Raw genomic sequence first — 12,955 nt, forward strand, 5'->3', positions numbered from 1 at the left:
GCGATGCCCTATATCTGAAGAGTCTGACTTCAGATATAGGGCAGGAAACATTTTTACCGTTACACTACGGCAACACAATTCATAGACAGATATCAATAGACCGATGAGCAAACAAGCCCTGTTGGTTGAATACCTGCTAAAAGAAATGTCAGTTTCCCAAGATGCGATCGCCCTGGGCCAGCGTTATGCTGGGGCTTTGCCGAACCTATTGCCTATCGCGCTCTGGAAATACGGCTTTGTGACGACTGACCAAGTTGCCGAGATTTTTGATTGGCTAGAGACGGCGCAGCCAAGCTAGAACCTCGTGCAGAGACGAGAAAATGTTGAGGGCGATCGCATGGGATTTTGCGGTTGGTGCCTGTAAGTCTGGCACCATGACCACGGGGATTCCCGCCGATTGTGCCGCCTGCACGCCCGCGTTCGAGTCTTCCAACACCAAGCAATCAGACGCTGAGATGCCGAGTCGCTGGACCGCTTCTTGAAAAATATCCGGTTCAGGTTTGCCGGCATTGACTTGATCCACTGTGACTAAGATGGGGAAGCGATCGCGAATGCCGGCGATGGATAGGCAAAGCTCAGCTTCTGTGGAATGACTGGACGTTCCTACGGCTTTAGGAATTGCTTTTTGCTCTACCCAATCCAACAGGGGCAACAGTCCCGGCTTCAGCGTAATTCCCTTCATCTCAATTAAGCTGTGCCAGTGGATGTCCCATCGCTGGTTAAACTCCGTGACTGGAAACTGGGTGCCAAAGATTTTCAAAAATATCTTGTCTGCTTCAGCGCTACTGCGACCCACCAAACTCAGGTATAAATCGGTGCTCAACGAATAGCCCAGTTCCTTCGCTGCCGTTTGCCAAGCCTGCTGATATAGAGGCTCGCTATCCAACATCAGGCCATCCATATCGAAAATGAAAGCTTTTGGTCGCATCATTCCGCTTCGCTCATCTACAGAGACAGGGGCAGTATATCGGAAGGGTGAAGAGTCAAGATGATTCAGATGGTTTGCCGCCTTGTCCTGACGGAACTAGCGACGGCTATATATACGGCTACATATAGGGAGTGATTGGTAGGATAATGGAGATTAAGACAGTGGGAATCGGTCGTGTGGGGATGGGGTTTATCGTCCCCACGCGCTAGTTTTCATCACCCATACCGGATATCAGTTGGAGTGGGGTTGGCAATTGTGGGAAATTCTTTATTGGACAAGCAGCAGGAACAGGGCGCTAACTTTGCCGCTGATTCTCAAATACCTCTGAGCTTTGGCAATGATGAGGCTGCCCGGATTGCGGTTCAATCTGGTGTGGCGCTGTGCGATCGCTCTCATTGGGGCCGTATCCGAGTTTCTGACGCAGATCGATTGCAGTTTCTGCACAATCAGACAACGAACCAGATGCAACTCCTCCAATCGGGGCAGGGGTGTGACACGGTTTTTGTCACGTCTACAGGACGGACACTGGATCTTGTAACCGCTTATGTGGAAGCCGATTCTGTGCTGCTGTTTGTGTCGCCAGGGCAAGCTTCCGAGCTGATGGATTGGATGGATCGCTACATCTTTTTTGCCGATAAGGTGAAGCTGACGGATGAGACGGAAAACACAGTTGCCTTTACGCTGCTGGGGACAGACAGTGCTGCTCTCTTGTCCCAACTCGGTGTGCAAGAAATCGACAACGCACCTCATGCCAGTCACCAGGTCATCAATATTCAGGGATTGGAGATCTTTCTAGGCGTTGATAGCGGTCTTCCAACGCCGGGATTCACGTTGATTGCGCCGGTCTCATCGGGGGCAGACCTTTGGCACACTCTGACTCAGGCTGGAGCTGTGCCGATGGGTGAAACTCTGTGGCAGGAGCTCCGCATTAAGCAAGGGCGACCGATGCCCGGAGCAGAGCTAACGAAAGACTACAATCCCTTAGAAGCAACGCTGTGGCAGGCCGTTTCCTTTGATAAAGGTTGCTACATTGGGCAAGAAACGATCGCTCGCCTCAACACCTATCAGGGTGTGAAGCAGCAGCTTTGGGGTCTGCACCTTGAGGCCATGGCTGCTGCCGGAACGCCCATCACTTTGGATGACGCCAAGGTTGGGGTTCTGACCAGTTGCGTAGAGACTTCTTCGGGTGCTGTTGGTCTAGGGTATATCCGCACTAAGGCTGGCGGCAATGGCCTGACGGTGACTGTGGGAGAGACCACTGCCAAGGTTGTCAACGTCCCCTTTGCGACCCGAGGCTATTTGGATGCCTAGGGCGCGTCGTCATTTAGTGCTGGAAGTCTTGTGGAATCAGCATTACCGCGCCCGCCCCAGATTCATAAGCTAGGGGCTCAAATCTTCATTGCTGAGGCATTGCAGATCTCAATGATGACAGCCCCTAGCGCTGCCAGTTTTGGCGAGTTTTACTACACTACGAAGAGTGAATATTGCCTTGCTGCTCATCGGTATTGAGCAAGGTCAAGGTTTCCTCTCCTGTTGCCCTTCAACTCCATACCGCTATGAATCCTTTAACTCCTCTTCTCCATTTAGTCGGCTCCGGAGCGATGGCTTACGTTCTGGCTAATCAGATCCGCGATGAAAAAACTCGCCCTAATGTATTTGCGGGCTTCTACTTTGCTGAATCAGGTTCCGTACCGTTTTTGACGAAACTGCGCGATCGCGCCCAATCTGAAGGCGATTTGTGGCTAGCAGAACGGCTCACTAAGCACGCGAATGACGAACGCCGTCACGGTCAAATTTTTGCCAACGCTTTGAAACAGAGCGGGAAAGAAGCCATTGACTTGAAGGCTCTGGCTGAAACGAATAGCTCGGAACAGGCTGCTGACAAAAAGGAACAAAGCAGTCCTTTCTTTGATGCGTACTATTCCGATTACAGTCAAGCTGACTTGAAACCCGAAGTAATTGATTGGCGGGTGTTCCTGGGCAGTACTTACATTTTGGAAGCCGATGCCTGCTTTGACTTTCGTCGAATGGCTGGAGCGCTGGATGGCGTGCCGAATATGGACAAAGTTCAGGCTGGGATCATTAGTGTTGCTGAAGATGAGGCCCGCCACGCGGGTTATCTCAAAGAGGCCATGCAGCGTCGCTACGGCTATTTTGCGACGGAAAACCTGATCAACGAGTGGCGATCGCGTAAGGTTGACGCTTTGATGGCAATGGTTGGCAACTTGATTGAGCGACGAGGCAAAATGCATACCCTGGCTCAAGATAGCGTCGATGGTGAGGTCGAAGCAGACACCTCTTTAGATCTTCCCGTTGCAGCCTAGAGCCGCATACTTGACGTTTGCACTAGCACAATATCCTGCATTTGCCACTGACAGCCGTTACTCGTTCCATTAGGACAAGACGGCGAGCTGTCTGACTATGGGCTAAGCACTTAGGTGCTGTTGGGCGCACAAACCTCAATGGCTAGAGCTATGAATTCTCTAGCACTGGGGGACTTCGACCTCAGAATCCCCTAAATTTGCTATTCCTTAGGCAAAAGTCGGTCAAAGTCTTAGATACTCAGGGCTTCTGGCTGCTGGTTGCAGTGGGTCATCAGACGACTCTATCGGCTTCGTTAAAGCGGGCGACTGGGGACAATTTCGTTTTGCCCCCAGACCCCCGTCGACCAGGACGAATCTGCCGTCCTGGACCTCGCAGAAAGGGGGTTCGGTGAACCGATAGAAATGTGGAGACGGGGGGCCAAAGCAGTTAGCGTAAGCTCAACTGCGAGAGCTGGCATCAAGGGTGCCCATCCTATCGGTGTTAGACGATCGCGTCTACAAAATCAGGAATATCCGCGATGGGGACAGAGAGAAGCTGACCAAGACTAGCAATCGTTTGCTCAATGTTGAACGGTTCTTCGCCAACGGTTCCTGATCCCGTGACAACACCATCCGTAATGGCAACACTGCCCTCAACTTGGGAGACTAGCCCGAATGCCTGAGATGTGAAATCAGTGATATCGACCGCTGTTTCAAACGTCTCAGTGCCCGAAGACGCAACGAGGTCAACCTGTCCCCCTATCAGACTGGCGTCTACGGCCACTCCAGTGAGCGCATCGGTTACAAAATCGCTAACAATCTCATCGACGGCAAAGCTAGCCCCTATTGGGCCTATCAGAGTATCGATGGCTATTGTAGCTGTGCCGTCACTGAGTCCGAGTTCTCCAGAAATGGAAGAGAGGGGAATTGGAACAATCTGGTCAGCGAATAAAGGGATTTCAATATTACCGCTCTGCAAATTGATGTTGATATCAACTTCGCCTAAAGGGGTTGGCGCGGTGACTGCGTATTGGGCATCGGCTCCGAACTCAAAATCGAAATCAATGTCTCCAGCAGGGGTATCCAAGAGAACGTTGAAGTCTCCACCTGCAATATCAATGACGCCGCTGATCGGACCCAAGCCCGTTTCGAACCCGATGACAAAAGCACCTTGCTGAATGGGAATCGTTGTGTCGATGGACGACAGCAAAAAGTCAAAACCTTCAGCCGCAAAGGTTGCTAGGTCGAACCCTTCGACTACATAGGCGTTGCCGTCAAAGTTGAGGTTGGCGTTGACGATGCCCTCAACCAAGGATAGAGAACCCGAGGCCTGATCAATTAGAACATCTAGGTTGGTCAGGAAGCCCAACACGTCGAAATCGATTGCAGTAACATCGCCCGTCTCTGATGTGAGCGAGATGCCAAGTAAACCATCTGAGATTGCAGCAGTTCCATCAATCGTCTCAAGCAGTGCAAGACCATCGACTACAAATTCTTCAGCATCCGAGCTAAATGCTGAAACAACATCAAGTACAGACGTAGTATCCAGGAACTCCGAGTCGAGATCTAAATCCAAATCTAGACCCAGATCCAGATCAGACCAAGTGTCAGAGCTAAATAAAGTTGATAGCATGACCCTTTTCTTTCAATGAAGGACAGTGGACATCGGGCGTGTGCTCAACTGGAGCTTAGCCGATTTTTCCCAAAATGTGGGCTATGATACCCTTCCTTTTTCGGGAATTGAGGAAACACGGTGTATTTGCTTCCCTACGCATCACTGGTCGTGGTGATGTAGCTTTGGCTATCTAGGCCGGTGTACTCAATAGCTTTCGAGTGCTTAGCGGGATAGCCCAATGGCTCGCCGTCTTGTCCTAACGGAACTGACGACGGCTATACATCCGGGAGTTCCACCGCAATCTGATAAATTTCTCGTTTGGAGTGGCCCGTTTCTTGAGCGAGCTGGCGGCTGGCCTGCGATCGCGACAATCCTGACCGCAAAAGTTCCAAAAGTCGCTGTTCGATCTCTGCTTTTGTTAAGGTTTGTGCTGGCTCAGACGGCTGTCCTGCAATAACTAGGGTGAATTCGCCTTTAGGGGCGTGGTCGGTGTAGTGGGCGATCGCCTCGTCCAGGGTGCCTCGCCATGCCTCTTCGAACTGTTTGGTCAATTCTCGGGTGGCAGCAATACGGCGATCGCCCGCCATTTGACTGCGCAGATCCTGAAGCGTTGTCAATAAGCGATGTGGTGCCTCGTAGAGAACTATCGTGCGGTGTTCAATCGCGATTTGATTGATCAGTTCCCGGCGATCGCGTCCCTTTGTAGGCAAAAATCCTTCAAAGACGAAGGGCTGCGGCGGCAAACCCGATACACAGAGGGCCGTCACGACTGCCGTGGCACCTGGGATGGCAACCACCGGAATATCCGCCTCTACGCAAGCCTCTACTAGCTCAAATCCAGGATCGGAAATGCCCGGCATTCCCGCATCGCTAACCAACGCGACCTGTTTGCCCCGCTGGAGCAGGGTCGTCAACTCTGGCAAGCGCTTGCGCCAATTATGAGCGTGATAACTCATTTGTGGCGTCTGAATCTGAAAGTGATGCAGCAGTTTACCTGTGTGTCGAGTATCTTCAGCAGCAATCACATCGGCGTGTTGCAGGGTGTCAATCGCACGAAAGGTCATGTCGCCCAGGTTGCCAATGGGTGTGCCAACAATGTAGAGGGTGCCGTTACCATTGCTATCCGTCACGGGTATCTATATTCTGAGTTCTATACTTCAGTCCTGTGCTTCAGGATAGACCGAGACGCTAACGGGTGGAGGAAAAACCGTGAAAACAGGCGTCTTTGCCGGGCTCATTACATTGGACTGCATTTATCAAACTCGGAAAGGTTTAGCGGCCAACGAAAAACAGGTCGCTGAGGCCATGCTGCTAGCCGCTGGAGGACCTGCAACGAACGCCGCGATCGCGTTTCAAGCTTTGGGCGGGCGGGCCATCCTCATCGGCGCTTTGGGTCAGCACCCATTGACGACTGTCATTCAAGAAGATTTGGCTCAATATGGTGTAGAACTGGTTGACATGACTCCAGAAGCGACCGCACCACCGCCCTTTTCGTCCATTGTGGTGAATGTTGAGACGGGCGATCGCGCTGTTATCTCGCGCAATGTGATTGACCGTCCCCATATCAAGCAGCAACCTGCGGCTCATCTTGTTGCCGCAATGGACTGTCTGCTGGTAGATGGTCATCAGATGTGGCTCAGTCAGCAGTTGGCTCAGCAAGCTCGTCAACACAACATCCCCGTGATCGTCGATGCGGGAAGCTGGAAGTCCGGGTTTGAGACCGTTTTTGCCCTGGCAACCCAGGTCATTGCCTCAGCCAATTTTGCGCCACCGGATAGAAAAACCGAATGGGATGCGATCGCCTATCTCCAGTCGCTTGACGTTCCCTACAGTGCCGTCACACGAGGCGACCAATCTATCCTGTACAGTACGCCCTCTGCGTCCAGTGAACTACCAGTCCCATCCATTCAGCCCGTTGATACCCTGGGCGCTGGAGATGTTTTTCACGGAGCCTTTTGCTACGGCTATGCAGACCGTCTCGATTTCTTAAATGCCCTGAATTTTGGCGCTGAAATCGCCGCGATCGCCTGCCAGTCTTTCGGTACTCGCCAATGGATTCAGAAACTGCCTCAGTAAAAGTACAGATTTTTTTGATTTTTGATGCACGCTTTTTGATGACCCGGCCAAACACCTGGGTAGACTAGACCTGATCTGTGTCTGAGCCTGCACACATGCCCGAAAACGAGGCGGCCCGTTCTGAGAACCCCGGCCAGCTATCAGGCAAGTACCATCTGGGTTCCATGCAGACAGAATGAACAAAACATCTTATAGAGGAAATTTTTATGGGGTACGACAAAGAACTCGCCATTGCTAAGGACGCCGTGATGCAGGCGGCCAAGCTGTGTGAAGCTGTGCGCCGGGACATGGTTCCAGAGGCCATGGAAAAGTCAGATAAAAGTCCAGTCACCGTTGCGGACTATGGTTCTCAAGCTATTATCTGTCGGGCCTTGTCTGCCGCATTTCCCAACGATCCCGTTGTCGGTGAAGAAGATGCCGCAGACCTGCGCACCCCCGAGATGACTGATCGCTTGAAGCAAGTCGCCGGATTTGTTCAGTCCGTTTTAGGCACAGCGGAACCCGATCAGATCGTGCAGTGGATCGATCATGGCAATGGCTCCCCTGCCAAACGCTTCTGGACGCTGGATCCTATCGATGGCACCAAAGGCTTTTTGCGCGGCGACCAGTACGCGATCGCCCTAGCCCTGATTGAGGACGGTGACCTCAAAGTGGGTCTTTTGGGCTGTCCGGCGTTGTCCTTCGGCGATGGCGAACCCGGTCTGCTGTTCACTGCGGTTCGCGGCGAAGGCACCTACATGCAGCCCATTTCTGGAGGCGAGGCCAAGCAGGTGCATGTCGTGCAGCCGGGAGACGCTGACCGGCTCCGCTTTGTCGAGAGTGTGGAAGCCAGCCACGGTAATCAGTCTGAGCAGGAAGCCGTTGCCAAAGCGGTCGGGATCACTCAGTCCTCGGTGCGGATGGATAGCCAAGCTAAGTATGGCGCGGTGGCAGCCGGAGAAGCAGCCCTGTATTTGCGGCTACCCTCACCGAAGTATCCTGACTATCGCGAGAAGATTTGGGATCACGCTGCAGGGGCGATCGTGGTGGAGGAAGCAGGCGGGCGAGTGACTGACATGCACGGCAAGCCACTGGACTTCTACACAGCTGCGAAAATGGTGGACAATCGCGGTGTCGTTGTCAGCAACGGCGCGATTCACGATGACGTCATGTCAGCGCTGTAGCGAGAAGAAACGATGAGGGATGGGGCAGTTGGTGGGGCTCATTGAAATGGGTCTGGGTGTTTGAAAGTTAGCCAACTGTGGCGTTTAGACACAGCTAACGTCAAAACCTAACACCAGCTGCCACTTCATCCTTTTGCCTTCATCCTTCACGCTCCGTTTCAATTCCCTTTCGGGGTATTGGGTGGTTTCGACGCATAGCGATTGCGGCACAACGCATTGTCGCGCAAGTTTCAATCCCCTTTCGGGGTATTGGGTGGTTTCGACGGGGCATTAGAGATCGGCTCCAGCTGCGGAAAATGTTTCAATCCCCTTTCGGGGTATTGGGTGGTTTTGACAAGTTTCGCGTGGGCGATCGCATCCTGCAACAAATGTTTCAATCCCCTTTCGGGGTATTGGGTGGTTTCGACACCGACAACTATCGATATACGGTCTTCGCTCAGCTTAAAGAGTTTCAATCCCCTTTCGGGGTATTGGGTGGTTTCGACGGTAGCAGGCCCGTTGCCTGTACCCTTCTGCATAGTTTCAATCCCCTTTCGGGGTATTGGGTGGTTTCGACGATCTGAGCTTCTACGGCAAGTTTCTCAACAAACCTGTTTCAATCCCCTTTCGGGGTATTGGGTGGTTTCGACCATGGGGTCTCAAGGTTGCTCAGTTTAATCTAGGCGTTTCAATCCCCTTTCGGGGTATTGGGTGGTTTCGACAGTTTGATTTGCCGTTCAGTGGTAGTGGCGTCATCGGGTTTCAATCCCCTTGCGGGGTATTGGGTGGTTTCGACCCAGCCTAGAAGGGAAAGTCGAAAGGCTACTTGAAAGTTTCAATCCCCTTGCGGGGTATTGGGTGGTTTCGACGGCCGAGCGACTAGGAGCAATCTCAGTTCACGAAGTTTCAATCCCCTTGCGGGGTATTGGGTGGTTTCGACACTAATGCCACCAGCGAGGGAGACTGGTCGCAAAGAGTTTCAATCCCCTTGCGGGGTATTGGGTGGTTTCGACGACTGCTGATAGGTGATGAGCACGCACTGATCTCCGTTTCAATCCCCTTGCGGGGTATTGGGTGGTTTCGACTTCGACTGAAAAAACTAATCCGGCCATTCAAATATTGAAGAGTTTCAATCCCCTTGCGGGGTATTGGGTGGTTTCGACCCGGTCGCACCGCCTGCCCCGACCCTTCCTTCAGCGTTTCAATCCCCTTGCGGGGTATTGGGTGGTTTCGACGATTTTGCTGTTTAGGCCAACTCCGATCACACCAAGTTTCAATCCCCTTTCGGGGTATTGGGTGGTTTCGACCGCGGGGGTCCAGAATGCTTGTCAGCCCTGAGTTTCAGGACCCGTTTGCGCGGACCACTGATCTGGGTGCTCAAATCCCACTTGTGAGACCCAACCCATCTGCACCAGAATCTGCAAAAGCCGCTTCTGGCAAGGCGTTGAGCGTTTGCGCGGACCCCCTTTTGTTGGCCGTCGCGTCAAAGCTAGACAGGGAGAGAGTTTGAGTGCTCTGGGCAGCATGTTTTCAAAAAACAGCTGCCCATCCGCGCCCATGAAACGTAGCCGTGATGATAGGCCAGACTGCTACGCAGAATTCAAAATACCCTTCGGGAAGGGCAGAGCCCTACAAAATTCAAAATTCAAAAGACTCTGCGAGAAGAGCAAAGCTCTACAAAACTAAGGCAGATAAGCTTTCCCAGTGCTTTGCAGGGTAAGCCCATGTCTGCCGTAGTGTACTAGGGTGCCTGACGGCACGATCGCCCATCACCACGGATTGAAACTTTTTGAGTAAAAACTATTCAATTATCCAGGTACAAATTTGTTGGCTTAATCCTAACGGAAAACGAATCAACCGTCTCGGACTGCAACACCCGTTTACGATGTTGGATGGGAGCAGGCGACGGGTCGCGGCTTCCCGTCACACGTTTTGAGGTGTGACGGGAAGGGAGCTGACTTAGGAGAGGTTAGGGCAGGGGCTTTTGCTGATCGCGCCGCAACAGACTCAGCACTTCCCCTTGCTCCGGTGTGATCAAGAGGCCGGACTTAGGAATCGTCAGCAACGGACTCCAGGCCGCCTGCTCGGCATAGCCCAAGACGTGTAGCCGGTGAATGACGGACTGTACCCCTCTCGGTGAGCCAATGAGCAGATGACGCAAGCGATCGCGCTCCGGGGGGAGTTCTGGATGAGCCAGCAGCAGGGGTGGGGGCGTCTCCGGGGAAGCGGCAGACGCCAGCAAAAAAGGCCAAGACAACATAATCGGGTTTCCTCCGATGGAACGACGGGTAGGTCGGGTAAGAAGGTGACGTTACCGTCACCCCCTCCCCTAAGAACCCAACGTGACCGTTTCCCGTCATTGGGCTCAAGCTTCGGCAACACCCATCAGAGGATGCGGTCGTGCGTTTAACCGGAACTACGACTATGGAGTTGGCGATGACAATCGGGATGCAGCAGTGCCAGATTGCTGAGATTGTCAGACCCACCCAACGCTTTGGGCAAGCGGTGGTGGATATGCCACTCCTCATCGAGCGATAACCCGGCTGAACAGTGCCAGCATCGCCCCTGTTGTTGACACCATAGCGTCTTCACCCGACGGGCCCGCTTGGGATGGCGCAGCAGTTGTTGTGTCCATCGCCGCTCAAAGTACATCTCCCAGTCTGGGTCATAGGGATTAGCCGCTCCTCTAATCTTGGTATGCCGCTGCCAGCGAAACTGATTCAGCTGCACCAAGGTGTAGAGTTGGCGCTGCCCCTCCACCAAAACAGGAGCCCCAAACACCCAGTGATTGCCGCCAACGGTAAAGAAGTATTTCTGCTTCACCCACCGTTTCGACTTATTGGGATGACGTCGCTTGGCCCAACGCCAGAGGGCTTGGAAGATGTGATGAGCCACCTTGACAAAGGTGGCGCGGCTCGGTGCGTGACGGTGGTAGAGTGCCCAACCCCGAATCAAAGGATTGAGCCAGCGAATCAACGCAGCAGCAGGGGCCGTTTTATGGGCTTTAATCAGGGTTCTGATTTTGGTCAAAAACGCCTTGATATTGCCTTTTGCCGGTCGGATGCGCAGTTTACCGTTGACCTTGCGCAGGTGCTGCCCCAAGAAATCGAACCCGTCTTGGATAGAGACGATGTGGGTTTTCTGAGGCGATAACCTCAGCCCCCGCTCGGCGAGAAACTGCTCAATGAGCGGTTTGACGTGCTGCTCAAGCAGAGTCTGAGAGCGCCCCGTCACCACAAAGTCATCACAGTAACGAATCAGATTCACTTGGGGATTGTCATAGGGCGGATGCTTCGATTTTCGGAAGTGACGGCGCAATAACTCTTGCAAGCCATCGAGAGCCAGATTCGCTAGAACGGGCGAGATGATACCCCCTTGGGGCGTACCCGCAGCGGTCGCATACCATTGTCCTTGTGCCATGAATCCGGCTTGCAGCCACTGTCTGAGAATCCCCTTGTCCATTGGGATGTGAGCCATCAGCCAGTCATGACTGATGTGGTCAAAGCAGCCTTTGATATCGGCATCGAGCACCCACTGGGCTGAGGTTTTCAGCATCAGCACCGTCCGACATTGCTCTATTGCATCGGCGGTGGAGCGTCCTGGACGAAAGCCATAGGAGTTTCCATCAGCCGTCGTTTCGACAATGGGCTCCAAACTTAACAAGTACAAGGCTTGCATGGCCCTATCTAGCATCGTTGGAATCCCCAACGGTCGTTGTTGACCGTTGGCCTTGGCAATGTAGACCCGCCGCAAGGGTTGGGCTCGATACCCCCGTTGTTGCAGACGACCGATAGCCGCTGCCTTTTGGGGTGGGCTAGACCAGCGCTCTCCATCCACGCCTGGTGTTCGTTTGCCTTGATTCTCGGTGACACGTCTAACGGCTAAGGCTTTGCCGCTAAACGAGTGACTCAGCAGACGTTGCAAGGCGTTCACCTTGCCCCATCGCTGGGCCTGCACGGCCTTAACGATACGAGCTTGCAGCCGACGCACGGTTCGCTGAACCTTAGACCAATCGATGGTCATCCAGTCCACTGAATCGCCGAAAGGCGCACCAGCATTCAGTCTTGTCAGGCAAGTCTGAGCCGTCATCTGCTTTCCTTTCTCAATCGGTTTCTCAAGCGCTCTCGTCAGCCAAAACCATCGTGGAAGTCTGCTCGCTTTCGCGCCGGTCAACGGACCGTATCTGAGCGATTACCACCCAGCCTTCGCTTTTTCCACGCTCCTTTACCCACTGCCCTATCAGAGCCCTTTGCAGGTCTCCTGCCCGAATGGGAGGACATTGGGCTTACCACGTTCCGCGTTCATACCTTGAGGGGGCAGGGGTGACCTCTTCGCCGAGAGCACGTCAACTGCGCTAGGAAGGGATTCAGTTCCCAGTCTTGGCTCCTGTCTGGTTAGACCAGCCTGACAGCACCTTGGGCTGTTAATTTTTAACGACGTTTATCAGTCATTCACATCTGTTCCCCAATACCCTCACTCCTAGCTCCCGACCGGTTTGGTGCTACTAGTCCCAGTGTCCTCTCGCAAATTCACTGACATCTTTCGATGAGGCAACATTGTCCCTAGCGCTTCACACCGTCTGATTACTCTGACCGCATGGCTAGGTAGGAGACTGATGGCAGTACATCAGGTTGTGTCCGGGTATTAATCGGCACAACAGCTATCAACGCGACTTCGTGTCGCACGAAACCCAAAAATTTGGCCGCCCCAGACAGTTCGCAGTTCGGGACGGCCTTCGGTATCATCACCTTAGCCTCCGAGACTGGGTGTTCAGCCTTGGGGGTTAGCCGCTGGTTGGAGGCCCTAATCTCCTTCCAGTGGCGTATGACCAAACTTTTGGGAATCAAGCTGCACGCTTACAGCTATAGCTCAGTACGGTAAACGATTCAGG

Annotated in this window: 11 protein-coding genes and 1 CRISPR repeat array; of the genes, 5 read left to right on the forward strand and 6 right to left on the reverse strand. The window is 53.2% G+C overall.

The window, feature by feature from the left end:
* The first annotated feature begins 103 nt into the window (after nt 1-103).
* Nucleotides 104-298: a DUF2949 domain-containing protein gene (locus tag PN498_RS05690; RefSeq protein ID WP_272061751.1), complete on the forward strand. Its 195-nt coding sequence runs from the start codon at nt 104-106 to the stop codon at nt 296-298.
* Here PN498_RS05690 and PN498_RS05695 read toward each other — a convergent pair.
* On the reverse strand, nt 275-931 hold the full coding sequence (locus PN498_RS05695) for an HAD family hydrolase (protein WP_272061752.1): 657 nt from the start codon (nt 929-931) through the stop codon (nt 275-277). The two genes, PN498_RS05690 and PN498_RS05695, sit on opposite strands and share 24 nt — an antisense overlap.
* Nucleotides 932-1,183: 252 nt before the next feature.
* Here PN498_RS05695 and ygfZ point away from each other — a divergent pair, with 252 nt between their 5' ends.
* Nucleotides 1,184-2,239 carry a CAF17-like 4Fe-4S cluster assembly/insertion protein YgfZ gene (gene ygfZ, locus PN498_RS05700; protein WP_272061753.1) on the forward strand — a complete coding sequence of 352 codons (1,056 nt, stop codon included), beginning with the start codon at nt 1,184-1,186 and terminating at the stop codon, nt 2,237-2,239.
* 245 nt (nt 2,240-2,484) lie between these two features.
* Complete coding sequence (locus tag PN498_RS05705; RefSeq protein ID WP_272061754.1) at nt 2,485-3,252, forward strand: ferritin-like domain-containing protein; 768 nt, start codon at nt 2,485-2,487, stop codon at nt 3,250-3,252.
* 481 nt (nt 3,253-3,733) lie between these two features.
* On the opposite strand, the gene PN498_RS05710 is transcribed toward PN498_RS05705, so the two are convergent.
* Nucleotides 3,734-4,864 (reverse strand): hypothetical protein, encoded by a 1,131-nt coding sequence (locus PN498_RS05710; RefSeq protein ID WP_272061755.1) that lies wholly within the window; start codon nt 4,862-4,864, stop codon nt 3,734-3,736.
* A 257-nt stretch (nt 4,865-5,121) separates the two neighbouring features.
* The gene (rsmI, locus tag PN498_RS05715) at nt 5,122-5,976 is read right to left on the reverse strand and encodes a 16S rRNA (cytidine(1402)-2'-O)-methyltransferase (protein ID WP_272061756.1); all 855 of its coding nucleotides are present in this window, start codon (nt 5,974-5,976) and stop codon (nt 5,122-5,124) included.
* Between the two features lie 79 nt (nt 5,977-6,055).
* On the opposite strand from rsmI, the gene PN498_RS05720 reads away from it, so the two are divergent.
* Together PN498_RS05720 and PN498_RS05725 are read left to right on the forward strand one after the other, a co-directional pair.
* Complete coding sequence (locus tag PN498_RS05720; protein ID WP_272061757.1) at nt 6,056-6,922, forward strand: PfkB family carbohydrate kinase; 867 nt, start codon at nt 6,056-6,058, stop codon at nt 6,920-6,922.
* 206 nt (nt 6,923-7,128) lie between these two features.
* Nucleotides 7,129-8,085, forward strand: a complete 957-nt coding sequence (locus PN498_RS05725) for a 3'(2'),5'-bisphosphate nucleotidase (protein ID WP_272061758.1) — start codon at nt 7,129-7,131, stop codon at nt 8,083-8,085.
* Between the two features lie 155 nt (nt 8,086-8,240).
* Nucleotides 8,241-9,371: direct repeats of the CRISPR family, unit length 37 nt; unit sequence GTTTCAATCCCCTTGCGGGGTATTGGGTGGTTTCGAC.
* Between the two features lie 21 nt (nt 9,372-9,392).
* Here PN498_RS05725 and PN498_RS05730 read toward each other — a convergent pair.
* The 3 genes from PN498_RS05730 to ltrA form a co-directional block, all read right to left on the reverse strand.
* Nucleotides 9,393-9,623: a hypothetical protein gene (locus PN498_RS05730; protein WP_272061759.1), complete on the reverse strand. Its 231-nt coding sequence runs from the start codon at nt 9,621-9,623 to the stop codon at nt 9,393-9,395.
* A gap of 410 nt (nt 9,624-10,033) precedes the next feature.
* A complete protein-coding gene (locus tag PN498_RS05735; RefSeq protein ID WP_272061760.1) occupies nt 10,034-10,324 on the reverse strand; it encodes a hypothetical protein in 291 nt (96 codons plus the stop codon).
* A 146-nt stretch (nt 10,325-10,470) separates the two neighbouring features.
* On the reverse strand, nt 10,471-12,153 hold the full coding sequence (ltrA, locus tag PN498_RS05740) for a group II intron reverse transcriptase/maturase (protein WP_272061761.1): 1,683 nt from the start codon (nt 12,151-12,153) through the stop codon (nt 10,471-10,473).
* Nucleotides 12,154-12,955: the final 802 nt, after the last annotated feature.

The sequence above is a fragment of the Oscillatoria sp. CS-180 genome, assembly GCF_028330965.1.
Lineage (GTDB): Bacteria > Cyanobacteriota > Cyanobacteriia > Phormidesmidales > Phormidesmidaceae > Halomicronema.